Source organism: Acinetobacter chinensis (assembly GCF_002165375.2).
Classification (GTDB): Bacteria; Pseudomonadota; Gammaproteobacteria; order Pseudomonadales; family Moraxellaceae; genus Acinetobacter; species Acinetobacter chinensis.
On the sequence record NZ_CP032134.1, the window covers coordinates 1,211,889 to 1,237,903 of the forward strand.

At 42.9% G+C, this 26,015-nt stretch carries 24 protein-coding genes; 12 read left to right on the plus strand and 12 right to left on the minus strand.

What is annotated here, in order from left to right:
- Positions 1-104: 104 nt before the first annotated feature.
- On the minus strand, positions 105-1,604 hold the full coding sequence (locus CDG60_RS06525) for a TolC family protein (RefSeq protein ID WP_087511194.1): 1,500 nt from the start codon (positions 1,602-1,604) through the stop codon (positions 105-107).
- 405 nt (positions 1,605-2,009) lie between these two features.
- On the opposite strand from CDG60_RS06525, the gene serC reads away from it, so the two are divergent.
- Positions 2,010-3,089 carry a 3-phosphoserine/phosphohydroxythreonine transaminase gene (gene serC / locus CDG60_RS06530; protein ID WP_087511196.1) on the plus strand — a complete coding sequence of 360 codons (1,080 nt, stop codon included), beginning with the start codon at positions 2,010-2,012 and terminating at the stop codon, positions 3,087-3,089.
- A gap of 56 nt (positions 3,090-3,145) precedes the next feature.
- On the opposite strand, the gene CDG60_RS18285 is transcribed toward serC, so the two are convergent.
- The gene (locus CDG60_RS18285; RefSeq protein WP_171405435.1) at positions 3,146-3,286 is read right to left on the minus strand and encodes a hypothetical protein; all 141 of its coding nucleotides are present in this window, start codon (positions 3,284-3,286) and stop codon (positions 3,146-3,148) included.
- Positions 3,287-3,693: 407 nt separating this feature from the next.
- Positions 3,694-4,626, minus strand: a complete 933-nt coding sequence (locus CDG60_RS06535) for a hypothetical protein (RefSeq protein ID WP_087511198.1) — start codon at positions 4,624-4,626, stop codon at positions 3,694-3,696.
- A 205-nt stretch (positions 4,627-4,831) separates the two neighbouring features.
- On the opposite strand from CDG60_RS06535, the gene CDG60_RS06540 reads away from it, so the two are divergent.
- Complete coding sequence (locus CDG60_RS06540; protein ID WP_087511695.1) at positions 4,832-5,299, plus strand: YaiI/YqxD family protein; 468 nt, start codon at positions 4,832-4,834, stop codon at positions 5,297-5,299.
- 15 nt (positions 5,300-5,314) lie between these two features.
- Positions 5,315-6,223, plus strand: a complete 909-nt coding sequence (locus tag CDG60_RS06545) for a DMT family transporter (RefSeq protein WP_087511200.1) — start codon at positions 5,315-5,317, stop codon at positions 6,221-6,223.
- 9 nt (positions 6,224-6,232) lie between these two features.
- On the opposite strand, the gene CDG60_RS06550 is transcribed toward CDG60_RS06545, so the two are convergent.
- A complete protein-coding gene (locus CDG60_RS06550) occupies positions 6,233-6,802 on the minus strand; it encodes a PilZ domain-containing protein (RefSeq protein WP_087511202.1) in 570 nt (189 codons plus the stop codon).
- Between the two features lie 25 nt (positions 6,803-6,827).
- On the opposite strand from CDG60_RS06550, the gene CDG60_RS06555 reads away from it, so the two are divergent.
- The 3 genes from CDG60_RS06555 to CDG60_RS06565 all read left to right on the plus strand — a co-directional run bounded on the left by CDG60_RS06555 (position 6,828) and on the right by CDG60_RS06565 (position 11,284).
- Positions 6,828-8,063 (plus strand): lipoprotein-releasing ABC transporter permease subunit, encoded by a 1,236-nt coding sequence (locus tag CDG60_RS06555; RefSeq protein WP_087511696.1) that lies wholly within the window; start codon positions 6,828-6,830, stop codon positions 8,061-8,063.
- Complete coding sequence (locus tag CDG60_RS06560; RefSeq protein WP_087511204.1) at positions 8,056-8,739, plus strand: ABC transporter ATP-binding protein; 684 nt, start codon at positions 8,056-8,058, stop codon at positions 8,737-8,739. The genes CDG60_RS06555 and CDG60_RS06560 overlap by 8 nt, the downstream gene beginning before the upstream one ends.
- A gap of 94 nt (positions 8,740-8,833) precedes the next feature.
- Positions 8,834-11,284 (plus strand): DNA internalization-related competence protein ComEC/Rec2, encoded by a 2,451-nt coding sequence (locus CDG60_RS06565; RefSeq protein WP_160116989.1) that lies wholly within the window; start codon positions 8,834-8,836, stop codon positions 11,282-11,284.
- Here CDG60_RS06565 and CDG60_RS06570 read toward each other — a convergent pair.
- Complete coding sequence (locus CDG60_RS06570) at positions 11,265-12,218, minus strand: lysophospholipid acyltransferase family protein (protein WP_087511206.1); 954 nt, start codon at positions 12,216-12,218, stop codon at positions 11,265-11,267. The genes CDG60_RS06565 and CDG60_RS06570 overlap by 20 nt on opposite strands.
- A gap of 129 nt (positions 12,219-12,347) precedes the next feature.
- Between CDG60_RS06570 and sppA the strand changes: the two genes are divergently transcribed.
- A complete protein-coding gene (gene sppA / locus CDG60_RS06575) occupies positions 12,348-13,373 on the plus strand; it encodes a signal peptide peptidase SppA (protein WP_087511208.1) in 1,026 nt (341 codons plus the stop codon).
- On the plus strand, positions 13,370-14,164 hold the full coding sequence (locus CDG60_RS06580) for an alpha/beta fold hydrolase (RefSeq protein WP_087511210.1): 795 nt from the start codon (positions 13,370-13,372) through the stop codon (positions 14,162-14,164). Before sppA ends, CDG60_RS06580 begins: the two co-directional genes overlap by 4 nt.
- Before the next feature lie 175 nt (positions 14,165-14,339).
- On the opposite strand, the gene purN is transcribed toward CDG60_RS06580, so the two are convergent.
- Positions 14,340-14,972, minus strand: coding sequence for a phosphoribosylglycinamide formyltransferase (purN, locus tag CDG60_RS06585; RefSeq protein ID WP_087511212.1), 633 nt, complete (start codon positions 14,970-14,972; stop codon positions 14,340-14,342).
- A 6-nt stretch (positions 14,973-14,978) separates the two neighbouring features.
- Positions 14,979-16,049 (minus strand): phosphoribosylformylglycinamidine cyclo-ligase, encoded by a 1,071-nt coding sequence (gene purM, locus CDG60_RS06590; RefSeq protein WP_087511214.1) that lies wholly within the window; start codon positions 16,047-16,049, stop codon positions 14,979-14,981.
- A gap of 135 nt (positions 16,050-16,184) precedes the next feature.
- Here purM and cxpE point away from each other — a divergent pair, with 135 nt between their 5' ends.
- From cxpE to CDG60_RS06610, 4 genes are all read left to right on the plus strand, one after another.
- Positions 16,185-17,405 (plus strand): chloramphenicol efflux transporter CxpE, encoded by a 1,221-nt coding sequence (gene cxpE, locus CDG60_RS06595; RefSeq protein ID WP_087511216.1) that lies wholly within the window; start codon positions 16,185-16,187, stop codon positions 17,403-17,405.
- Positions 17,406-17,420: 15 nt separating this feature from the next.
- The gene (gene hda / locus CDG60_RS06600) at positions 17,421-18,125 is read left to right on the plus strand and encodes a DnaA regulatory inactivator Hda (protein WP_087511218.1); all 705 of its coding nucleotides are present in this window, start codon (positions 17,421-17,423) and stop codon (positions 18,123-18,125) included.
- Between the two features lie 120 nt (positions 18,126-18,245).
- Positions 18,246-20,099 (plus strand): rhombotarget A, encoded by a 1,854-nt coding sequence (gene rbtA / locus CDG60_RS06605; protein WP_087511219.1) that lies wholly within the window; start codon positions 18,246-18,248, stop codon positions 20,097-20,099.
- Between the two features lie 13 nt (positions 20,100-20,112).
- Entirely contained in the window at positions 20,113-22,563 is a 2,451-nt protein-coding gene (locus tag CDG60_RS06610; RefSeq protein ID WP_087511221.1) for a CSLREA domain-containing protein, read from the plus strand.
- 87 nt (positions 22,564-22,650) lie between these two features.
- On the opposite strand, the gene CDG60_RS06615 is transcribed toward CDG60_RS06610, so the two are convergent.
- The 5 genes from CDG60_RS06615 to CDG60_RS06635 form a co-directional block, all read right to left on the minus strand.
- Entirely contained in the window at positions 22,651-23,055 is a 405-nt protein-coding gene (locus CDG60_RS06615) for a DUF3106 domain-containing protein (RefSeq protein WP_087511223.1), read from the minus strand.
- On the minus strand, positions 23,045-23,365 hold the full coding sequence (locus tag CDG60_RS06620; protein WP_087511224.1) for a hypothetical protein: 321 nt from the start codon (positions 23,363-23,365) through the stop codon (positions 23,045-23,047). The genes CDG60_RS06615 and CDG60_RS06620 overlap by 11 nt, the downstream gene beginning before the upstream one ends.
- Positions 23,362-23,976 (minus strand): RNA polymerase sigma factor, encoded by a 615-nt coding sequence (locus tag CDG60_RS06625; RefSeq protein WP_087511226.1) that lies wholly within the window; start codon positions 23,974-23,976, stop codon positions 23,362-23,364. The genes CDG60_RS06620 and CDG60_RS06625 overlap by 4 nt, the downstream gene beginning before the upstream one ends.
- A gap of 158 nt (positions 23,977-24,134) precedes the next feature.
- On the minus strand, positions 24,135-24,911 hold the full coding sequence (locus CDG60_RS06630) for a TrmH family RNA methyltransferase (protein WP_087511697.1): 777 nt from the start codon (positions 24,909-24,911) through the stop codon (positions 24,135-24,137).
- Positions 24,912-25,025: 114 nt separating this feature from the next.
- Positions 25,026-26,000 (minus strand): class 1 fructose-bisphosphatase, encoded by a 975-nt coding sequence (locus tag CDG60_RS06635; RefSeq protein ID WP_087511228.1) that lies wholly within the window; start codon positions 25,998-26,000, stop codon positions 25,026-25,028.
- Positions 26,001-26,015: the final 15 nt, after the last annotated feature.

The following is a 26,015-nucleotide window of genomic DNA, read 5'->3' on the forward strand; positions in this document are numbered from 1 at the left end:
AGTATTTTCAGTTTCTAAATTTTCATTCGGTTGATCTGAAGTGGAGGAAGTGTTGTCCAGATCAGATGATGCTGAGTCATTTGTCATGATGTTTCTTCTCCAGGTCAGCGAATATAAATCGTATTGGTCTGATTCACATAGCTCTGAAACTGATCTATGGAACCATGGCTCTGTAAAAGCGCAGCGAGCGAAAGAATGTATTTATAGGCATTTAAAGCCTGTTCAGACTGAAGAACTGTCAGTGAGTTCTGCGCATCAACCACCTGTGTTGCTGTTCCCATGTCTTCTTTAAATGACAGCTCCTGAATTCTTAAATTTTCCTGAGCTGCTTTTATATTCTGTTGAATCAAAAGGTTACTTTGCTGTGCTGTAGCGATTTCAGTATAGGATTTAAAAATAATGTTTTCAGTTTCCTGTCGGGTGCGTGCTGTCAGTAACTGAGAGGCATAGCGTTGCAGCTCAGCAGCCTGAATGTTTTTGTTTTTATCAACACCCGAGAACAGGTTATAGCGTGCAACAACGCCTACAATCCAGTTCTGTTTTTCATCGAGGCTGTATTCACCAAATGCGAACAGATTCGGTTTTTTGGCTGCACTCTGCGCTTTTACATTGGCACTGGCAAGTTCAGTATCCAGCTGCATTTTACGGATCAGTGAAGATTGATCCTGATAGGTTTTCAGTAAAGTGTTTAAAGACTGATTCTGAGTTGAGTTAATAAATAAAGGGGTGTTCAGATCGGTGATCTGACTGCTTTGCATTAAGTTATTCAGCTGGAACAGACCGGCTTTCAGATCAGCCTGGGTATTTTGTAGATTTCGTTCGGCATTGTTTTTTGCAACTTCAAACTGCATCCGCTGTCCTTTACTGATGAAACCCTGATTTTCCAATTTTAAAGCATTGTTATAATGTTTCTGCATTGCATTCATATTGAACTGAGCTGAATGCAGCAACTGTTTTTTCAGCTGTACACCAAAATATACCTGAATCAGTTCAAATCGCTGTACATCCTGTTGCTGTTTCGTGGTCAGCTGACTTCTCTGGGCTTTAATTCCAGCAATTTCTTTGGCGGATGTGGTCAGTCCTCCTGTATAAAGGGGCATCAGTACAGAAACAGTGGGACGGATCACTTCGTCTTCAAGTACGACATTTGCTGAATCAGGAAATAAACCCATACCACTGTGGATGGTCTGGTTCAGTCCCTGTTTAAGTGGATCAGCGATACCTGAAGGTAAATTCTGTTCAGTTTGCCATTGATTGACTTTGTCATTGACCCCTTGAGAGAGCGTATGTTCCAGATTGTTTTTAAATGAATCGAGTGGAATATCGACTTCATTATGAAAAGCATAAGCACGGACATTTAAGTCTACACGGGGCAGTCCCAGTCCTTTGACTGCATCAGCCTCAAGTTCGGAAGCTTTCTGTAAAGCCTGATTTGCCTGACTGGTATAGGAGTCCTGTAGAATCTGTTGTTCTGCCTGAACATAACTCAGACTTTCAGCATGCAGGGAACTGCTGAGCAACAGGCAGGGAATGATTCCAAGACAGAAGCAGAACTGTACGGCAGTTGATAAGACTTTTTTATGATTTGCTCTTTTTATCTTCATCGGAAAGCTGTCGGCATCTGATTAAATTTAAAATTATTTTACCTTTAAAAATGTAGTGCAAATAATCTAAAGGTTCGGACTGAAATGTATATATTTTGTAGTATGCCATGCTTTTAGCATCGAAAAATTCAGATTGTCATATTTTTCTGTGCTTGAAGCTGTGAAACGTCATGGAATTTTATTCTGAAAACTCAGATTTTCAGTGCAGGATACAGAAATAATCAGTTCATAATATTCTAAAAATACAGAGAAAAATCTTCTTTGATTCAGTTTTTCTTATTGAAATATCAGCTCTATTTCAGCATTCATATTGAAAATATTGACTGACAAAGCTACTGCAAGAATAGCTGATTTGTGGTTAAATGCGCCTATTTCATTCGTTTCACTTCACAAAAGGGAAAAATCATGCGCGCGTACAATTTCTGTGCTGGTCCTGCTGCATTACCTACTGCCGTTTTAGAAAAAGCTCAGGCTGAAATGCTGGATTGGCAGGGTAAAGGCTTATCCATCATGGAAATGAGCCATCGTAGCAAAGACTATGTGGCTGTCGCTGAAAAGGCAGAAGCTGATCTTCGTAAACTGATGAACATTCCTGAAAACTACAAAGTTCTGTTTTTACAGGGTGGTGCATCCTTACAGTTTTCTGCTATTCCTTTAAACCTGCTGGGTAAAAATCCTAAAGCGGATTATATCCATACGGGTATCTGGTCTGAAAAAGCAACCAAAGAAGCTCAGCGTTATGGTGATATCAATATCATCGAAGCAGGCACAAGTATCGATGGTAAATTAGCGATCAGCGATCAAAGTAACTGGAACCTGTCGAATGATGCAGCTTATGTGCATTATGCTGATAATGAAACTATTGGTGGCATTCAGTTTGCCGGTATCCCTGAAACAGATAAACCTTTAGTTTCAGATTTTTCTTCAAGCATTTTATCTACGCCATTGGATGTATCAAAATTTGGTCTGATTTATGCAGGTGCGCAAAAGAATATCGGTCCAGCTGGCTTAACTTTAGTGATTGTCCGTGACGATTTACTGGATCAGGCAAAACCTGAAATTCCAAGTTTATTGAAATATGGTTCGCAGGCTAAAAACGATTCCATGGTCAATACACCAGCAACTTATGCATGGTATTTATCTGGTCTGGTATTTGAATGGTTACTGGAAAATGGTGGTGTGGATGCAATGCACAAAACCAATCTTCAGAAATCAGAACTGCTTTATGGTTATATTGATGGAAGCGATTTCTATAATAACCCAATTGCTGTACAGAACCGTTCGATTATGAATGTACCGTTTACTCTGGCTGATGAAGCGCTGGATAAACTGTTCCTGAAAGAAGCGGAAGAAAATCATCTGCTAAATCTTGCTGGTCACCGTTCAGTTGGTGGTATGCGTGCAAGTATTTACAATGCTGTTCCACTTGAAGGTGTACAGGCACTTGTGAACTTTATGGATGACTTTGCAAAACGCAACGGTTAATTCAGACAGTCAAAAAAAAGCCCATCTATAGATGGGCTTTTTTTTATTGGTTATATTCAGAAAATAAAATGATGAGCAATAAAGCCTGAGATCATCATGCCTAATATAAAAAACAGACAGGAGTGTAGATCAAGCGGATAACGCTTGATTAAATGATGTTCAACCTGTTGCATGTTTTCTTCTTGTACGATTTTCATAGATATCTCTTTTCCGATCTATTTATCGTTAAATCCTATTTCTTGGACATATTATATGCATAAAAAATTGATTAAATAAAGTACTAATGCAATTAAATATAATAAAACATACATTTTTATTCTGGTTATTTTATTTATTTTATAAGCTATTGAAAATATAAAATTTTATTTATTTATACTGAAAATCATCTGGTTTAACAGGCAGTGGATAAAGATTATAAAATCCGGGCTTTTTTGAATTTAAACTGTGGATAAGTGTAGCTTATTATGAATTTAATAAATTTGAATAATCGTATTTCTGTGGATAACTTATATGGTGAGGTAAGGGAACTGCTGGAAAAATAATAAAAAAACAGCTCAGAGTTAAAATAAATCTGAGCTGTGAAATGGATTCTTTTAAATTTAAATCAGGATTTTTTAGCGTAGATATAAGCCTGAATCCAGATGTTACCTCGAATGAACTGACCAATCTCAAAGTCTGCATAAGCAGGGTCACGTGTTGCTATACGGATCAGCACAGCTTCCTGATCGTGTTCATGAATCAGGGCGACATCATACAGCGTGTATTGCTCATTCATAAACTGCATGGATGTTTTACCCACGATATTGCCCTGAAACCAGGCTTCATCTTCCTGTCCGAGGGTTTCTCCATAAAGGTAAGCAACCATTTTTGAAAAATCGACGGTTACAGGTGCTTTGTCATCTTCAGATGTCGGTTCCCATGCATCAATCTGTTCCTGAAGGTTTTCAGGCGCAATACCATTGTTGGCAGCGAGAATATCATTGAGTGCCCGATGGTGTTTAATGGAAGCCGGATCATCCACAACCAGCTGTTCATGCTCTGCGACTGTTTCAAGCTCATAAGCCCATGCATTCAGATGAACTGTATACTGCTGATTTTTTTCATAGTGATCGTGATTGACGCTGTATAAGCTGTCAAATGCATAAACCACTGTATTTGAGCCGAGATTCAGCTGTAGCACAGCCTGGGTGTTGGTGTGACAGGTAATGATACGATCTATACTTGCAACGGTTTTATAAGGGCTTTCAAAGCACGGAAATGCAGTTTTTACTGATTTTGGACGGTTGTTCTCAACAGCAATGACCTGTGAGAGCTGGACAGGAGATTTGCCTGGTCCCTGAATAAACCAGCTGCTTTCATCCATATCGCATTCTTCAGAGCATAACCCCATTGGCATGACGGGTTCATCCAGTGCCAGACTTAACCATTTGGGAACATCCTGTGTGGGTTGATCTGTCAGAAGGCTCCAGTGCTCTACATGACTGCCAAAGTGCTGATCTTCAATGGTGATAACTTCTGGTCTGTTCTGATTTTTCATATGCACAATTGATGTTGGGTTATATGTATATATTAAATCGAGGGTTAATGTCAGATTTCAAGTCCCTGTGCGTAAATTTCATGACTTAGATATGAAAACAGAGGCTGAAAAAGGGACAGGAAGCCTGACTTTATCATTTAGTCATACAGACTGATGGCTGGATTTGATAGAATAGGTGCATATTGAAACAGGATATCAGACTCAGGTGCTGCCATTTAAATTATGGGTGGATGCAGACGCACTGCCCAGAATTCTCCGTGATGTGATTTTACGTGCTTCTGACCGTTATCAGCTGGAAGTGACTTTTGTGGCAAATCAGAATGTGGGTGTCACCCCATCAGTCAGAATCAATTCCATTCAGGTGATGCATGGTGCGGATGCTGCGGATCAGGAAATCGTGAACCGTATGCAGGAACATGACATCGTGATTACTCAGGATATTCCACTGGCGGCTCAGGTCATCGAAAAAGGCGGAATCGCAATTCATCCCCGTGGTGAAATTTATACGGATGCAAATATTAAAGCCCGCCTGCATTTGCGTGATTTTATGGAAACATTAAGAGGTGCGGGCGTGCAGACAGGTGGACCTCCTCCAATTTCTGAACGTGATAAACGCGAGTTTTCAGGTTCTCTTGATCAGACCATTCAGAAACAGAAACGTAAAACAGCTTAATTCATCAGGTCAGTCATGCCATCCAGATCGAACATTCTGTTCACCTATATCCTGTTAATATTTATATGGGCGACTACGCCACTTGCCATTGTATGGAGTGTTTCTGACCTGCATCTGATGTGGGCACTGGTATTGCGCTTTTTTATTGCATTGCCGATTGCTGCTGTACTTCTGGTTATTTTAAAAATACATTTTCCTGTCGATAAAGTTTCATTGCACAGTTATCTGGCAGGTTCTTTCAGTCTGATCGGTTCACAGATTTTTACTTATATTGCGACGGATTATCTCAGTTCAGGCATTATTGCTCTGATGTTTGGTCTGGCACCGATTATGGCAGGCTTAATCGGTCGTTTTGGATTTCAGCAACATCTGAGCCGAATGCAGTGGACAGGGATGCTGATTGCAGTTGCCGGTCTGAGCATTATCTGTTTTGGTGGGGAAAATCAGCATATTCAGCCCTTTGGTATTGGGTTGATGCTGATGAGTGTTTTTACTTATTCACTGTCCATCTTCTGGGTCAAAAAAGTTAATGCAGATGTTGAGCCCATGGCGCAGGCAACAGGTTCAATTTTAGTCTCGACAGTGGCTGCAATCTGTCTGCTGCCGTTTATCTGGCAGCATATTCCAGACCATATTCCATCTGCTAAATCTTTAATGGCACTGTTCTATGCTGTGATCATGGCATCACTGATTGCAATGTTCTGTTATTTCAAACTGGTACAGAATATTCAGGCAACCACACTTTCGCTGACAACGGTCATGACTCCCATGATTGCACTGTTTATTGGTGCTGTGTTGAATAATGAGCAGTTATCGGTCATGGTATTTGCTGGTGCGTTTGTGCTGTTGTTCGGTCTGTTTGTTTATTTTTACCGTGATCTGAAAGCCAGCAGAGAACTGGCACGCAGAACTGCCCGGAAATAAACAGCACTGTTACTGTTTATTCTGAGTCAGTTCTACACATTCACCTAATTTTGAACGGTCCTGCGGATGCAGCGTGATGAAATATGCACCGGTTCGGTATTTTCCGTTTTCTTCCTCACGGCTGTAAACAACCTGAGCTGTTGCAGCGATGTGGAAAAAGTTTTCAGGATGGCTGAGGGTGAGGTGAATATAGGTTCCTTCAGCAATCAGACGGTCGCTGTAAAAGCTTAAACCGCTCTCTGAAAAGTTGACCTGTTCAGGGACTGGTAACATGGATTGTACAATTGCATCGTATAAAGACCCAGTGATAAGGTTTAATTTCTGGTTGAATAAGGATAAGATTCGAGCAATTTGTTGATCTTTTTCAGTTAATTGTTCTAATTCGTAGTTTAGTGCATGATCAAATTGATCTAATTCTGCGAGTAGTAGAAAATAACGTGGTAAAACAAAGTTAGGATCGTAAGGATCATTCAGAGCAACTTCATCAGAGATAATCTGATAGTTGATTCTTAAGGCAGCATCGATTCTGGACATCACACGTCGTTCAGTCGCCGCGTTTTGATGCTGTAAATTTTCCATAATGTATTACCTCGGACTAGATGGTATGTTTAAACCAATCTCGCTTTACATAGGGTTGAGATATACTCGCGCTCGGCGCAGTAACCACTTTATTTCTTTTATTGCTCTCGTTTCCATGATCGGCCTCACCCTTGGTGTCGCTGTATTGATTACAGTCCTTTCTGTTATGAATGGATTTGACCGGGAGCTGAAAAACCGTGTATTGGGAATGATACCTCAAGCCACTGTTTCTTCAACACAAATTTTAACAGATTGGCCGCAACTTGCAAAAAAAGTTGAACAGCACGAACACGTGACAGGTGCAGCACCTTTTACCCAGCTTCAGGGAATGCTGACTGCGCAGGGGCAGGTGGCTGGAATCATGGTCACGGGGATTGAACCAGAATATGAGAAAAAGGTTTCAATTATCCAGAATCATATGGTTGAAGGCAGTATCGACAATCTGAAAAAAGGTGAGTTTGGTATTGTGCTGGGCAAGCAGATGGCAGAGTCAATGGGTTTAGGGCTGAATGACAACATTACCCTGGTCCTTCCTGAGGCGACGCCATCTCCAGCAGGTGTTGTACCCCGTTTCAAGCGTTTTAAAATTGTCGGTATTTTCAGTATTGGTGCAGAAGTTGATTCCATGATGGGCTATATTGCGCTGAATGATGCTTCGACACTGCTGCGACTTCCGGACGGTGCGCAAGGTGTGCGGATGAAACTGGATGATATTTTTGCTGCCCCTCAGGTTGCCAACGATATTGTAAAAGATCTGCCTGGAAACTTTTATGCATCTGACTGGACGTTTACTCACGGTAATCTGTTCAGTGCCATTCAAATGGAAAAAGCGATGGTCAGCCTGTTACTGTTCCTGATCGTACTTGTCGCTGCATTTAATATTGTTTCATCACTGGTGATGGTGGTGACAGATAAAAAATCTGATATTGCAATTTTACGGACACTGGGTGCTTCACCAGCCACGATTACCCGTATCTTTATGGTTCAGGGAACCGTGATTGGCGTGATTGGGACTGTTTCAGGTGCAATTCTTGGAATTATCTTTGCCTCAAGTATCAGTACGATTATTGACTGGTTGAACACGGTACTTGGGCTGAATCTGTTTGATGCTTACTTTATTAACTATTTACCTTCATATTTAAGATGGCAGGATGTCACACTGATCGTGATGGTTTCACTGGTATTGAGCTTCCTGGCAACTGTGTATCCGGCATTACGTGCTGCAAAAATTCAGCCGGCGGAGGCACTGCGTTATGAGTAAATATGTACTTGAAGCCAAAAATGTTTCAAAGCATTTTACCGATGGAAAAACAACTGTCGAAGTGATCCGGGGGCTGAATTTAGAGGTGGAAGCTGGGCAGTTTGTATCCATAGTAGGGTCAAGTGGTTCGGGAAAAAGTACCCTGTTGCATGTACTGGGGGGGCTCGATCGTCCAACTGAAGGTCAGGTTTTTTTAAACGGACAGCGATTTGATAATCTGAGCGAAGCAGAACGGGGTTATCAGCGTAATCTGCATCTTGGATTTGTGTATCAGTTCCATCATCTGCTGCCTGAGTTTACTGCACTTGAAAATGTCGCCATGCCTCTGATGTTAAGAGAGGGCACGCATTATAAACAGGTCAGGGAGCAGGCAGAGTTTTTACTGGATCGTGTAGGATTGTCTCATCGTCTGACTCATAAGCCTGGTGAACTGTCAGGTGGTGAGCGTCAGCGTGTTGCACTTGCACGTGCGCTTGTTGCGAAACCGGCATTGATGCTGGCAGATGAGCCGACAGGAAACCTGGACCGTAAAACGGCTGTCAAAATTTATGAGCTGCTCGCTGAACTGCGTAAAGAATTCAATATGGCAATGCTGATCGTGACGCATGATGAACAGCTTGCGCAGGCGGCCGATGTTATTAAACACATGCAGGATGGTATCTGGATTGATGACTGAGATGCTGATGCATTGATAGTGGATAAGTAATCCTTGATTGAAGCTCACCTCGGTGGGCTTTATTATTGCGCAAAATAAAAATGATAATAATGATATGGTTCAGCTTATCTGTATCGGGTGGATACTGGGAATTGCTTTCATGGGGACATCCATGACAGATTTTGGTCTGTCTGCCTTACCTGTACCTGCATCTTTGACCATACTGGTATTGTCCCTGGTAATTACACATCGCTATAAAGCAAATCTCGGACTGAAATATGTCTGCTCATGCATGATACTGGTCAGCAGTCTGCTGGCAGGATATCAGTATGCTGAAAACAGACTGACAGAAAGACTGAAATTTAAAGAAGAAAAGCCTGAACAGACAGATGTAATTGTCTATGTAAACCGCCTGAATGAATTGAAAGAAAAATCAGTCAGTCAGAAAATTACAGTACTTGGGCGGCACCCTCAGCCTGTGCAGTGGATTTCTTTCAGAAAACGGGAGGTATCAGAAGGACAGGATTCTGTCTCACTGCATCCTGGCAGGTATTATCATCTGACAGGAACTGTCAGACCGGCACACAGTTTTGCCGTGCCTGGCGCATTTGATGTAGAAAAATGGTATCTGCAACAGAACATCATGTCGGGATTCAGTATCCATGCTGTTCAGGAGCTGACTGAGCAGGATGTTTACAGGGCAGGTCATGCAGATTTTCTGCATCAGCAACGCTCAGTCTCTTCCCGTGTGCTGCTATGGTTTGAACTGAAGCGACTGGAAATACGTGAATTTATTCTGGAACATTCATTTGGCAACAAGGGATTATTACTTGCACTGCTGACTGGTGATGAAAGCCTGCTGGATGATAGTACTAAAACTCAGTTTCAGCGTTTTGGTATGAGCCATCTGCTTGCGATCTCGGGACCTCATGTGCTGATCCTGGCAAGTATGGTCTGCTGGTGTCTGATCTGGCTGATCAACCGTTATAAAGTGACTGTCTATCTTCGTATTCCCAGACCCTATTTTGTGATTGTTCCTTTTCTCAGCTGTGTAGTGCTGTACTGTGCTTTTGTCGGTTTTGAAATACCGGCTCTCAGGACATTATTCAGCAGCCTGATTATTGGAGTGGTACTGTTGCTCAGGCAGAAGCTGAAACCACTGAGTATTCTGTTGTTCAGTGCGTCTGTTCTGTTATTGATGGATCCATTCAGTATTCTGTCAGCAGCATTCTGGTTGTCCTATGGCGCATGTTTTGTACTGTTAAGAATTTATCAGACGGTGCAGCGTTCAGAAAAAATACAGCATGAAGTGTCAGATACAGGATTGTCACAGATCAGGCGGATGTTGGGCATTCTGTTTATATCGCAATGGAAAATATTTTTTGCATTGCTGCCGTTTATGATTATTTTCTTTAAGCAGATTGCCTGGATTACACCGTTCAGTAATCTGTTTGCTATTCCATGGATTGGGCTGGTGATTGTGCCACTTGATGTCATTGCAGGTCTGAGTTTTTTTGTCTGTGAGCCTTTGACCAGTGCGGTTTTCTGGCTGAATGATCAATGCATTGCATTGTTACTCTGGTGTCTGAACCTGCTGGATATGCTGTTTCATCCATCTCTGATTCCCATTGCCATGGATACTTCGGTGTTGTTCTGCCTGATCCTGGGGCTGATTCTACTTTTCCTGCCATTGGGTGTTTTACCTAAAACCTGGGCAGCTTTGTGCTTTCTGGCTGTGTTTTTGAATGATGATACACGGCATGGTTTTGAACTCAGTATTCTGGATGTAGGGCAGGGGCAGTCGGTGTTTATCCGCAATCAGGATCAGAGTCTTATGGTGGATACTGGTGGGAGTATGGACGAAACCCAGTTCAGTATTGGTGAGCAGATCATTCTGCCGTTTCTGTCTGTAAAGGGGATCCGTACTTTGGATTATATGGTGCTGACTCATCTGGATCAGGATCACAGTGGTGCCTATGAACATATTAAAGACAGGCTTCTGGTGACAAAGTTGCTCTCCAGTGAGCAACTTTCTGTCCCTGTAAAGACACAGTTTGAATATTGCAGTCAGGGACAGCAGTGGCAAATGGGTGAGGGGGTGACCGTACAGGTTTTATTGCCCTTAGGTGAACAGCTGGCTCAGGCTGCACAGGAACGTAATGAAACTTCATGTGTGCTGTATGTACAGGTCAGACAGGCAATAGGGGTACAAAATTTTCTGCTGATGGGCGATGCTGGCTGGCCTACAGAGTTTCAGCTTTTACAGCAGTATCCTGAACTGAAAGTGGATGTACTGGTACTTGGGCATCATGGCAGTCGTCACAGTTCAGCCTATGCTTTTTTAAAGCATTATCAGCCTGCTGTGGCAGTTGTTTCCGCAGGCAAGGATAATCGCTATGGTCATCCGACTCAGGAAGTGATACAGCGCCTGAAAGCCTTGAATATTCCCTTATACAGTACTGTTGAAAAGGGGACAGTCAGTTTTAGAGCAGTCCCAGGAAAAGCCATGCAGATGAATTTTTACAGAGATAGCTTGCCCTGGATGATCAGCCAGAATGATCCTTAGCCGTATTCCTGACCTGATTGACCTGTGCAAGTGCAGTATCACGATCAATATCATAAATTTTTCTTAAGTCAGGATGTGCTCTGAAGCGTTTGTAGCTCCAGTGATAATGCTCAGGAAAACGCTGAATCAGGTTTTCAATTGCCTGATGTATCACCAGTGTGCCGTCATTTGCTGTTCCCTGATAGATGCTTTCATCCATGGGTTCAATAAACATATCAAAGCCATGGTTGTCATTTCTCAGTGCATACAGGAACAGGGCACGGGCTTTGGTTTTCTGAATCAGTTTGGCACTTAAATTACTCGATTCGAGTGGAATGCCGAAATACGGCACGGGTTCACCGCCATGATGAGGCGTATGATCAGGAAGAATGACCGTTGTACTACCCTGTTTCAATGCTTTAAAAATCTGGCGGACGCCTGATTCATCGGTAGGAACCAGGGTTGCATTTTCACGGCTGCGGGCATTGCGTACAAACTGATCGGCATCAGCATTTTTGACAGGTTTGTACATGATCGTCATATTGGTATGCTGGGCAATGACAGAATTCATAACTTCCCAGGTTCCAAAATGAGGAACAATCAGTACCAGTCCTTTTTTTTCAGCCAGCGCATCGTGTACCAGCTGTTCACCTGTAATGCTGTGAACACGGGAAATATTTTTCTCGTTGGATGATCCCCAGATGCTGAAAAACTCGAAGTACGAGGTCAGTTCATTACGGATGGTCTGTGCTGTGATCCGTTCATGTTCAGACTCTGTCAGATCAGGCAGGGCAATTCTTAAATTCAGACGGATGATCTCAGAAGTTTTTGTAATTCTGAGGACATTGACGAGACCCGCAAGGTTGCGGGCAATAAAACGGCAAATCTGAATAGGCTGGCGACTGATGAAATTCAGTACATGATAGATTAAGCTCTGTTGGTTTTTATCTGTCATTATGCTGTGTCGAAGTAAAAAAATTGCAAAAAAGAGAAAATATTATAGGTGAAAATATTCTGTTTAAACAGTTTGGGCAATTCCTGTGTATATAATGAGAGCAAATTTACTGATTAATGGATTGTTTTTATGTCCGACTGGCCACCAAAACCACAAAACGAAACGCCATCTGCCCAGAACCATGGACAGCAACCTACAGGCAAAGAATGGCAGATTCTTGAAAAAGCTGTACTCGCTTCGGTTGAGGAACAGCGTAGAGCGCGCCGCTGGGGAATCTTTTTTAAACTGCTGACCTTTGCTTATGTGCTTTTTGTACTGGTGATGCTGGGTAAAGGTTGCAGTACAGCAACTACAGATGCGACTTCAACCGCAGGTTCGCATATTGCGGTCGTGGATATTATTGGGACAATTGCTGCCGATAAGCAGAGTGTAAACAGTAGAGACACGATTAAATCGCTGAAAAAAGCGTATGAAAACAGCAACAGTAAAGCTGTGGTGCTGAATATTAATTCACCTGGAGGTTCACCGATTCAGTCTGATGAAATATGGCAGGAAATTCAGTATCTGAAACAGCAGCATAAAGATAAAAAACTGTATGCAATTATTGGTGATACTGGGGCTTCGGGTGCATATTATATTGCTTCTGCAGCGGATGAAATTATTGTTAATCCATCAAGTCTTGTGGGTTCAATCGGTGTCATTATGCCAAATTATGGGGTAAATGGACTGATGCAGAAACTGGGCGTAGAAGACAGAACCATGACTTCTGGTGAAAATAAAGCATTACTCTCCATGACTCAGCCGGTCGATCCAGCTCAAAAAGCGCATGTACAGGGTGTACTGGATAATGTTCATGAGCATTTTATCAATGCTGTGAAAAAAGGTCGTGGCAGTAAACTGAAATCTACAGATCCAGCTATTTTCTCAGGTCTGTTCTGGACTGGTGAACAGGCTGTAAAACTGGGTATTGCAGACCGTACCGGCAGTTTACAGACACTGAAACGTGAGCTGAAAACAGACAAAGCCCTCAACTATACCATTGAATATAACCCATTGGATTCTGTACTTGGACGTATGGGAAGCAGCATAGGTCAGGGTTTTGCATCATCAGTTTCACAGCAGATCAAGTCTGAACAGGCAACAGAGTTACGATGAAACCATTAATTCATTTTGCCCATGCCAATGGTGTGCCATCAAAAGTTTATCAGAAGCTGTTTGATCTGCTGAGTGATGATTATGATGTGATTGATGTGCCATTACTTGGACCTGATAAAAACTACCCAGTGGATAATCACTGGGAAAGCCTGACCAGACAGGTCATTGACAGTATTGTTCGGCAGGCTCAGGGACGTAAAGTGATTGGGCTTGGACATTCACTGGGAGCTGTGCTGTCATTTAAAGCGGCACAACAGCGTCCAGAGCTGTTTTCTCAGGTCATCATGCTCGATCCACCTATGATTATGGGGAAGGATTCAGTTGCCTTGCATATCGCAAAACTGCTGAAACTGAAAATGGTCGATACCATGTCTCCTGCATCACTTTCGCTTCGTCGCCGTGATCACTGGGACAGTCGGGAACAGGCAGCAGAATTACTGCGCCCAAAGGGCTTTTATAAAGATTTTGATGCGGACTGTTTTCAGGCCTATATTGATTTTGCACTGACAGATGATTATGCGCGTGGTGGTGTGGAACTGACCATTCCTAAAATGGATGAAGTCAGTATTTTCAGAACCAATCCATCACTGTGGTGGTTGCCTCAGTCTGAACTGAAAGTTCCGGTTCATCTGGTTGCAGCTGAAAAAGGTCCTTTTATCGGGCGTCGTTATCCACAGCAGATGAAGAAAAAGTTTAATGTTCCTTATACTGTCGTTCCAGGCAGTCATATGTTCCCGCTGGAACATCCTGTGGAAACAGTAGCTTTGATTAAAAGTCTGATTCAGTCTTAACTGATCTGAGTTTCAGCTGAAACTTATAAAAATGCATCTCAGGATGCATTTTTTTATGGTTTGTTTTTTTACAGATATTCAGGTTTTCAATTAACAGTGGCTTGGTGGAGGAGCGCCTGAAAATAAAAAACGCATCCAGGGATGCGTTTTAAATCTTGCTTTTAAGTTGGCTGAATCAAAAGTTACAGAACTGAACAGGGCTGGTTAAAGGCTGTCCTTTATAGAGCACCTGACCGTTGTTCAGATGCTGAATGGTTCCATTACAGATCCATTCAACAGCCTGAGGGTAAATCAGATGTTCAAGTACATGAACACGTTCTGCCAGGGTCTCAGCAGTATCTTTATGACTGACGCTGAGTACACCCTGAGTCAGTGCCTGTCCTGCATCAAGTTCAGCTGTGACGAAATGAACCGTACAGCCATGCAGTGTATCACCTGTTTTCAGCACACGCAGATGAGTGTGCATGCCTTTGTATGCAGGCAGCAGAGAAGGGTGAATGTTGACCATTTTTCCTTCCCATGCCTGAACAAATTCAGGGCTTAAAATCCGCATGAAACCGGCGAGAATCACCAGGTCCACATTCCATTCAAGTAATTGCTGATGCATGACATCATCAAAAGCCTGACGGCTTGGATACTGCTTATGTTCAATAACGGTGGTCTGAATGCCAGCCTGTTCAGCACGCTGAAGTGCATAGGCTTCAGGTCTGTTGGAAATAACCCCGACGATTTCACCAGAAAGATTTGCATCAATCAGTGCCTGCAGGTTACTTCCACTGCCTGAAACCAGTACCGCAATTTTGATCATCAGGTTTTACGCAAAAATCACACGGATTTTTTCGTCAGCACCTTCAACGGATTCAGCATTGTCTGCAATGTGACCCATTGTGAAAGCTTTTTCACCCAGGCTGTTCAGCAGTTCAACAGTTTTGTCAGCATCTGCTGCATCAACCACAAGAACCATACCTACGCCACAGTTAAATGTGCGGTACATTTCAAACTGTTCAACACCACCTTCACGTTGAAGCAGTTTGAACAGTTCTGGCCATTCCCATGATGCTTCATTAACAACAGCCTGAGCACCGTTTGGAAGTACGCGAGGCAGGTTGCCCGGTAAGCCGCCACCTGTGATGTGAGCCATTGCGTGAACATCAACTTCTTTCAGTAACTGAAGAATAGGTTTGACATAAATACGTGTCGGTTCCATTGCAACATCTGCAAGTGGGCGACCGTCAACGATCTGAGTCAGATCAACGTTTTTCACGTCTAAAATTTTACGAAGAAGAGAGTAACCGTTTGAGTGTGCGCCTGAAGAAGCAACACCAACCAGTACATCACCAGCTTTCACTTTAGAGCCATCAATAATTTTGCTTTGCTCAACAACACCGACACAGAAGCCAGCAAGATCGTAGTCTTCGCCTTCGTACATACCAGGCATTTCAGCAGTTTCACCACCGACCAGTGCACAGTTGGCGAGTTCACAACCAGCGCCGATGCCAGTAACAACATTGGCAGCAACATCAACATTTAAGTGACCAGTTGCATAGTAGTCCAGGAAGAACAATGGTTCTGCGCCACAGACCAGCAGGTCGTTCACACACATTGCAACCAGATCCTGACCAATGGTGTCATGGCGGTTCAGATTCAGTGCCAGACGTAATTTAGTACCAACACCATCTGTGCCAGATACGAGAACAGGTTCTTCATAACCTTTAGGAATTTTACAAAGTGCGCCGAAGCCGCCTAATCCACCCATCACTTCAGGACGGGAAGTACGTTTCGCTACAGATTTGATTCGATCGACAAGTGCGTCGCCCGCTTCAATATCGACACCAGCGTCTTTATAGCTTAAACCAGTGTTTGGGGAAGAAGTTGAGTTGCTCATAATGAAGTCTCCGCATTTGCGCGGGGATTATAACCCGAATATACGAAACTCTTATGTTATTTATGCGCTAAAATGCTATCTTTACTAAAATATTTTATGTTCCATAACGATTACACTTAAAAAAGGCGGATTCTTATGGTTGACCGCAGTTTACAGCGCGTTTTCATCCTGGCAGGCATTGCTCTGATTCTGTGGATTTTATATTTACTTAAGCCTGTAGTTATTCCTTTTATAGGGGCTTTCCTGCTTGCCTATCTGTTCAGCCCCCTGGTACAGAAACTGAGTAAGCTCTTACCGCGCTGGCTGGCTATTTCTACTGTCTTTGTTGCCATTGGTGTTGTACTGACCTGGGCGGTATGGTTCGTTGTGCCGCTGGTATGGAAACAGCTGATATATGCGCGTGACAGTATTCCTGCCGGTATTCACTGGATCAACTATACTTTTTTACCGTGGGCATCGCATACATTTAACCTGCAACCTATGGAAATTGATGTGGATCAGATTTCTAAAGTCGTTATGGATTATGTCCAGACGAACTACAGTGCAGACAGTATCCAGACCATGGCACTGAAAATTGCACAGTCTGGTCTGAATTTCATTCAGATTGGCGGTGTGGTTGTACTGATTCCTGTGATTGCGTTTTACTTCCTGCTGGACTGGGAGCGTATGCTGGACAGTATGCGTCGTCTGATTCCCCGTCGTTATGAAAAAAATACTTTAAATATTGTAGGTGAATGCCACAGCGTACTGGGGGCTTTTGTAAAAGGTCAGCTTCTAGTGATGTTCCTGCTTGGTGTGGTATATGCAGTGGGTTTACAGCTGATTGGTCTGGAAGTTGGTTTGATTATTGGCATGGTGGCGGGTCTGTGCAGTATCATTCCTTATCTCGGATTTGGTGTCGGTATTATTGCTGCTGTCATTGCTACTCTGTTTCAGTTCGGTATTGACTGGATGCAGCTGGTATTGGTCGGTGTGGTATTTATGATTGGTCAGGCAGTTGAAGGCTATATTCTTCAGCCGTTTCTGCTGGGGGATAAAATTGGTCTGTCACCTGTTGCAGTCGTATTTGCTGTCCTTGCCGGGGCGCAGCTTGCCGGTTTCCTCGGTATGCTGATTGCACTTCCTGTTGCAGCGGTGATCGTCGTTCTGCTCAGACATGCCCGTGACTGTTATGAACAGAGTCGTCTGTACTCAGTGCCTTTACTTGCTGTTACTCAGGATGCTGAAACAGGAAGTATCAGTGTGGAAACTGAAAAGGTGAATGTGGATATTGAAATTACACCCGAACCTGTAAAAAGTCTGAAAGATACTGAAAAATCGAGTAAGATTGACCCATTGGATGAAAAAGATAAATAGGGCTATTCAGAATATATGCGTCAACTGCAGCTTGATATTGAACCACAACTTGATGCCCGGATCAGTGATTTCTCAGGTCCAGGATGGGGACATGTCATCGATGCAATCCGCCAGTTACATGCCGGGTTAATGAACAGGTTCTACGTTTATGGTGGGGCAGGTACAGGCAAAAGTCATCTGCTTTCAGCAATTTGTGATTCCTATCTGGAAATTGGTAAATCAGCAATTCAGGTTTCATTACTTGAGTTGCTTGATGCTCCGACGGAAGCCATTACTTCACTTGAGCGTTATGACCTTGTTGCACTGGACGATATAGAAGCAATCAGTGGTGTTCCGCATTGGCAAAAGGCAGTTTTTCATCTCATTAATTATAACAATGAAGAAGGTGGACAGCTTGTGTTTTCGTCACGGGTTGCACCAATTGAGCTGAAATTGGAACTTCCGGACCTTCAGTCACGCCTGACTCAGGCTGTCAGTGTTAAGGTTCCGAACGGTAGTTTGTATGCAGACAGACATGCATTGGTGACTTCAGTGCTGAACCGTAGAGGGATTCACATTGATCAGCAGATAACTGATTATCTGCTGTTACATGGTCCGCATCAGGCATCTGTTCTGTTGCAGTCTTTAGAACAGCTGATACAGTTGTTAAAAGGTGAAAAAACAAAGCTGAGTACAGCCACAATCCGCCAGATTTATGCCTTGATTGATGAATATCATTAAAACATAAAAAATCTTGAGTAATTACTCAAGCTATGACAAAGTACACGGAAAATTGTTCCATGTTGCACGGACTTTGCAACTGAAGAAAAAAAAGAACATTAAAAAATCAAGGAGAAGGAGATGCTCAAACGGAGCATAGCTATCGGTTCGCTTTTTATAGCGGGACATGCTTACAGTGCCAATATCACAGTAACCTCAACTGAAGATGTCGTTAAGGATGATAAAGAGTGTTCTTTACGCGAAGCGATTGAATATATTAATCAGGGAATGAAAGAGGAAGGCTACTATGGCTGTGGCGGAAAAGACGCTGCAAATATCATTGAGCTTAAAAGCAGAACAGTTTACAGACTGAACAGCCAGATTCGGATTTCAAAAAGTCTGAGCATACGGACAGTGTATTCCTCCACGACTGAAAATGGTGAAGAACCGGTTAAAGGCTTGCTGAATGCGACACTTCAGATGGTGGGGACAGACCGTATTTTTCAGATTGAAGACACTAAAAAAGCAGAAGACAAAGAAGGTAACGAAATTGATTACGACAATATTCTGTCGGTCAATTTAACTGAAGTCAATCTGCAAGGATGTGGTGACAGCAAGTGCAAGCAGGATAAAGGTGGTCTGATTTATAATGATGAACTGCTTACACTTGAATATGTCAAACTCAGTGGTGGACAGGCGGCTAAAGGTGGTGCGATTTATAATGTAGCTGTACCTTATAAAGAGGGCGGCACTCTCAGTCGGGTTTCTATCAATGATAGCCTGTTTGAAAAAAACACAGCAGACCAGGGGGCAGTTCTTTACTCCATGGTGCCTCTGTTTATTATGCAGCGTGCATTGGTCATTGATAATGAAACGACCAGTACTGCCAGTGCAGCAATTGAAACTGAAAAATCGCCTGCCGATGATAAAACTGAAGATTTCCCTAAAATGAAATATTACGTGCTAAACACAACGTTTATGCGCAATAAAGGAAATCTGATCCGTCTCCGCGATGAAATGGGACTGAACAACCTGACAGTTGTCGCCAATACCGGGGGGATTTTACTGGATGCTCCATTCGGTAAAGCATACATGGCAAACAGTATTGTTGTGGGCAATCCTTATCCTGTCAAACAGTCTGTGGACTGTACAGTTGTCTCCGGTGATAAAAGTATTCTTCAGAACAACCTTGCAGGTGCAAGCTGTGGAACAGGCAGTTCAAAATATCCAAATGAAATCTGGTCAGGGACTAAGCTGATCGCTGGTGATGAACTGGAAGGCAGCTGTAATCCTGTCTATACAGATAAAGAAAGCCTGTTATGTCCTTTAGTGCGTAATGACAAAATGTTTCTTGGCTACTTACGTCCACGGATTCCTTTAATTTATAAAACACTTGCTGAATCCGTCATTATTGATAAAGGAAAAGCTCAGATTGGTACGGATTCGCTTATCACCTGCATGGGAACTGATCAGCGTTCAGTCAACAGACAGGCTGATTATATGTTATGTGACCGTGGTGCCATCGAAGTTGTTGTTCCTGAAAGTCTCGGCACGTTGGGCGATGAGTTTTTACCTGGACAGACCATTAAGCTGAGTATTGCAGAAGCTTTGGGTGATATAGATCTGCTACCAGCGGATCAATGCGATGCACTGGTTGGGAAAAGACCAGATGGCGAAGCATGGCAGGCGGGCTGTATGCAGGTTGAGCAAACTCATACTGCATCTAAAGGCCGAGTCAGTATTGATAATGATGGCAATATCACTTATGTCCCAAATTCTGCATGGAAAGGTGCAGATACCTTCAAAATTAAAGTTATTACCACGGCAACCCGATTTAACCTGACAGATAAATATGTACCCGTAAATGTCAATATTCTGGTTGAGCCGGATAATGTAATGGAAAGCAGCAAAGTAAAAACTTCCGGTGGCTCTTTTGGGTGGCTGGGAGTGTTAGGAATGTTTGCTTTGGCAGGATTGCGCCGCTTTAAGAAATAAGCAGGGAAAGATCATGAAAAATTATAAAAAAGGAATATTATGTCTGGCGGTGCTGGCAGCAATGCCGTTGATTGCAGCCCAGGATAAGACTATTTATGTCAATACTTTTGCTGATGAAAATGGTGAAAACCCAGCAAACTGTTCTTTGCGGGAGGCAATACAGACAGCAAAAGATAATAAATCTTTTGGTGGCTGTACTCCTGGTAATACAGCGAATGGACAAACTGACATTATTCAGCTGGAAGCAGGAACGTATCTGCTGAATGAAGAGTTGAAACCTCAGTCTACAATCAGAATATGGGGCAAAGCGCCCGTTGACTTTACGCGTAAAGATCCTATTACACACGAATATCCGGCTTTTACGGAAACGAAAACAATCATCAGTGGTGGTGGAAAAAGCCGTATATTCAATACAGCGAACTCTGGTACAAGCGTTGAGCTTACACATATTACCCTTACGGATGGCTACTCAGCTGACTATGGTGGTGCTGTCTTTGCTGCAGGGCCGTTTTCAGTAATTGATGGTGCAATCCTGAACTCCCGTGCAAAAAATGGCGGTGCAGTTTATTCATTTGCAAGACAGACTGAAAAAGAAATCAGTATTTCAGGTTCGCGTCTGGAAGGGAATAAGGCAGATCAGGCGGGTAGCGTACTTGCCATGGAGTGCGGTGCTGATTTAATGAATACTCAATCAGCGATTACCATTTCAGCCAGCAGTATTATACGCAACGGTTCGGCTGCAGATCCAAGTATTATGGATATCTGTGGACAAGCGACTGTTAGAATCAGCTCCAGTACAATTGCTGAAAATACAGTTAACCCTCAGTCCGGGAGCATCATTAAAGCAATTTCAACAGATGGACATACTTTAAGTTCATCGTCAAAAATGGAATTGCTGAGTAATACCATTGTCAGCAATAAAGCATTCAGCACATTGTTGTATGATGATAATGGGTCTAAAGCACTGGTATATAATGTACTGGCATTTAATACAGGAAAATCCTGTCGCTATGCACTGAATGGTGGGGATGTTGCAGAAATTACCACTGCAGGTATAAGCGCGGTTAAGAATGCATTTCAGACTGATGGTGTTGAAGGTGCCTGTGATTTACCTGATGCACAGCTCTACGATACAGATACATCAACGAAAGAGAAGAAATTCAGGCACATTAAGCTGAATGGAATGTCGTTGAGTGATGTCCTGACTCCAATGCTTGTTCCAAATGAATACAATGCATATCTTCCAATGTACTATCCAGTGAATCATTCAACAGAAACGGATCTGGTGGATGTTGGTGGAGATACCTGTGGTATTGATCAGCGTGGCCTTGAGCGTGTGACTAACGGTACTTTAACGCTTAATCCAGATGATAAGAATACCTGTGATATCGGTTCAATCGAAAATATGCGTCTGACAGCTGCAGACTTAAAAAGTCTTAAGAATACTTCTTATGTGACTTTATTAGATTATTATCAGGCTGAAATTGACTATGCGACTCAGATTTTAAAATATCCTGTAGAAAATAAGGATCTGATAGCAGCATATACTGAAATTCTTAAGGAAAATACAGAATTACTTGCTGCTACAAAAGCAAATGCCAAATACAGAGCGATTTATCTGGATCCATTTGCGCAGGCACTGCCAAATGCAGTTCTGAGTACCGACAGTCAGGGAAATGTGATTGCAAAACCTGAAGAACTGAATACTGATAATTATACAATTACTGCTGAAGCGATTGGTGTTGGCAGTATTTCGGGAGAAGGGAAAGAGTTTAAGTTTACAGGAACCAAAGATCCAAACATGAAGTGTGAGTGGGTTCCAGCAGTTAAACGGATTATGATTTACAGACTGGACGATGAACTTACAGGCGGTCTGGGTTCTTCATACTGTAAATACACCATTACCTCAAAAGTGGGTCATCAGACTTCGACGGGTATATTAAAGGCAGACTTTGTCAATATTGCACCTATAGCGAAAGATGATTCCTATGTCATAAAATATGGTTCTGATCTTGCTGTAAGTGTAAATCCTTTGGAAAATGACAGTGATGATGGTGATGGTCCGGTTTCAGCACTGCTGAATCCAGATAAGCCACCATTTTTCAAAGGTGCAGATGGTAAAGATCTTGCGATCCGAATTGTGAATCAGCCATCCAGTATTGTGATTAAGGCTGATCGTAGTGGTCCATGTCCAACGGACTATATACGTGATACCTGTTATGGTGGAAATCTGAATATTCAGGTTAAAAATAATTTCAGTCCATTCAGTTATGCAATTGAATACGATATTTTTGATTCTGAAGGATTACAGTCAACCAAGACGGCGAAGATTTATCTGAACAATACCTCTGTTGACTCAAATACCAAAGCAGATGGTGGTGGTGGAGGCAGTGCTGGAGTGCTAGGTGTGTTCGGTTTGATCGGAATGGCAGCATTCAGGACATTCCGGCGTAAACAGAAGTAACTGACAATAAAAAGCCTCCAGTCTGGAGGCTTTTTATTGAGATCATGCTGGTACGCAGCAGCTGATTTGACTGTTACATCATGACTTTCAGTGGCTTGCAGTACCTGGCTGTATATATTTGTTGATATATTCTTCGCGGATTGCTGCACGGTCTTCTGGGGCCGCTTTGAGCATACGGGTACGTAAATCTTTACGTTCCATACTGCTCATTTTCTGCCAGGTTTCACGCATTTTCTGTTTTTCCTGATCAGGCAGCTGAGTAAACCAGTCCATACGTTGCTGTAAGGCACTGCTTTGCTCATCGGGTATTTCTTTTAAAGACTGATAGCGTTTAATCAGAGCAGCCTGTTCCGCATCCGAAAGAGAGTCCCATGTTTCAGAGATCTGAGTATCGGCATCTTTGGAGAAAATCCAGAAACGTTCAAAACCAGCAAAACTGGTCTGTAGAAAACCTAAAGCACAAAAAGCGAGTGCTAATCTTTTAGCTGCCATGTGGATTTTTGTCCTCACCCAGAACCATCAGCATTTCCATGTCTTCCACCATCTGAGGTGAAAGTTTTGGTGTTAATGTGACCTGATTCTGTGGTTTAACCGTCATTTCTGCAGAATTTGGCAGTACAACAAAACCTGCAATTGCGGCAGCCAATGCAAATCCAGACATTTTCCATAGACCATAACGTGAAGTCTGTCGGTCCTGGATTTTGTCCAGAACGTGGTTCATCACGACAGGCTTGCCTTTATGACTGTGTGCCAGTCCGTCAAGTCTGGAAGTAACCTGTTTCAAGAAATCATCCTGTTTCATTCTGATGACCCTCCCAAATATGGGTTTAAATGTGCTAAATAAGTTCGAAGACCTTGAATGGCGCGGTGATAATGTGTTTTTACGCTGCCTTCAGTACAGTTCATAATCTGTGCCGTGGTCTGTGTATCAAAACCTTCCCATGCTCTCAGCATAAATGCCTGCTGCTGTCGGACAGGGAGCTTTGCAATCGCTTCCTGTATTTCTTCTGCGGTTACAGCCTGATCCAGGAAGGAAGATGGGTCAGGTGTGGATTCATCAATAACATCGTTCAGTTCAATGTCATCGTCATCAAGACTGACTTTTCGGAAAAATGACAGAGGTTGAGCTCTGCGAACTTCCTTTCTGCGCCAGTCCTGCAGTTTGTTGTTCAGTATGGTATAGAAAAGGGGGTACCATTCTTCAGTGGTTTTGTCTGAGTAGGATTTGTGCAGGGAAATAAAGGCTTCCTGCACCAGATCCATGGAAATACCCTGTTGACCCTGGGTTGCACTTTCCATCATCACCAGGGCACGTCCAGTCACATCCTGCATGAAATTTTTCAGGCGTTGTTCAGCCGTACTCTTAAGAGCACTCAAATCTTCTGATTTTGACTGTTTTGGCGCTAAATCCATAGAGATGGAAAATCCTGTCATCGGATACCCACCATTATTTCCATTTTCATATACATATAACGTTGAAAATAATGGTTGGGTTGACAATATTTGTGATTATTTTTCTAGTGTAATCTATTTTTTAGGCAAGGCGAGCCTGTTTAAAATAAAATAACGATTTAAAGACGTTGTCTGACCATTTCAAAGAAACAGACTGAACCTGCAACGGCTACATTGAGTGATTCCTGTCCACCTGGTTGAGGAATACAGACCGCATCGGCGTGTTTCAGTGCAAAATCGGATACGCCTTGACCTTCATTTCCTAAAATCCATACGCATTGTTTACGCAGATTTTTAGAGTACAGGCTTTCGGCTTCGTGGGAACTGGTGACATAGACCGGTATTTTGAACTGTTTCAGAAAGTCTTCCAGCTCAATGTTTTCATAGGTATGCAATGAAAAATGCGCACCCATTGCAGCACGTAGAACACGAGGTGACCATAGTGATGCAGAACCTTTGGTACAGACAACCTGTTCAATTCCAGCCGCAGCCGCAGAGCGGAGCAGTGTTCCAACATTTCCAGGGTCCTGAATGTTTTCCAGAATCAGCGTATCTTCAGTGAAGTTCAGGGCAGGTGTATTGGTTGGCAGGTCTACAATAGCAAGGCAGGCGAGTGATGTACCCAGTGTGCTTAAATCTTTGTACAGGGATTCACTCAGTACAAAAACAGTCCCTGGATAATGAGAGAAAATTTCCTCAAAATCAGGATGTGCAAGCGCATGCTCGGTTGTAAATATGGAATTGATTTTACGGTCTTTTTCAAGCCACGCCATCACCAGGTGAGTACCTTCAAGAACGGTCTGTCCCTGTTTTTTGCGGTAAGTGTTCTGCTCAATCAAGCCTCGTAGATGCTTAATTTTAGGGTTATCACGTGATTCTAAAAAAATCGTGGGCATGGGAAAGGTATCCATCTTAAGTAAGTCGGGGCTGTGCATGACACAACCCCGAATATGAACATTGCTGAATAATGCCGTGTTCAGTGTATTGGTGACTCAGCTTCAGAGTCTGATTCAGTGATGGTATGAAGTGACCAGTTCGACTTCATTTTTTGAACCAATCACAACAGGTACACGCTGGTGTAATTCAGTAGGCTGAATGTCCATGATACGGATACGACCTGTGGTGGATGAACCTCCAGCCTGTTCCATCAGCATACTCATAGGATTTGCTTCGTACATTAAACGCAGACGACCTGCTTTCTGTGGATCTTTTGTGTCATATGGGTACATGAAAATACCGCTGCGACAAAGAATACGGTGAATATCGCCTACCATACATGCCACCCAGCGCATATTGAAATCTTTTTCACGAGGACCTGTTTTACCCGCTTCAAGTTCATCAATATAACGTTTAACCGGTGCTTCCCAGTGACGTGCGTTAGATGCATTGATGGCATATTCTTTCGTGTCAGTGGCTACCTGAATGTTTTCAGTTGTCAGAAGGAACTGCTGAGTTTCAGGATCGAAGGTGAAAAACACTGTGCCGGCACCCACTGTCAGCGCCATCATGGTTGATGGACCATACAGTACATAACCTGCAGCAACCTGTTGAGTGCCTGCCTGCATGAAGTCATCTGCCTGAGTAACTGCATTTTTAGCAGGTAAAACAGAGAAAATCGTACCTACACACATGTTGATGTCGATGTTGCTTGAACCATCAAGTGGATCAAACAGAACCAGATACTGACCATTTTCCTGAGCAGGGGTAAAATCATCGAGCTCTTCAGAAGCAAGACCACCAACGTGTGGATGTACTTTCAGCGCATCAATAAGATAATCGTTGGAAATGACATCGAGCTTTTTCTGGGTTTCACCCTGAACATTTTCATGTTCAGCACTTCCCAGTACGCCTGCCAGTGCGCCTTTTTGCAGAGCCTGATCAATCGTCTTGCAAGTATCTGCAATTGTTTCAATTACTTGAGAAAGTTCAGGCGTTAAGTTCCCGCTTTGTTGTTGTAGAAACTGGGAAAGGCTGAGGTTAGACATAACTGGATGGCTCCG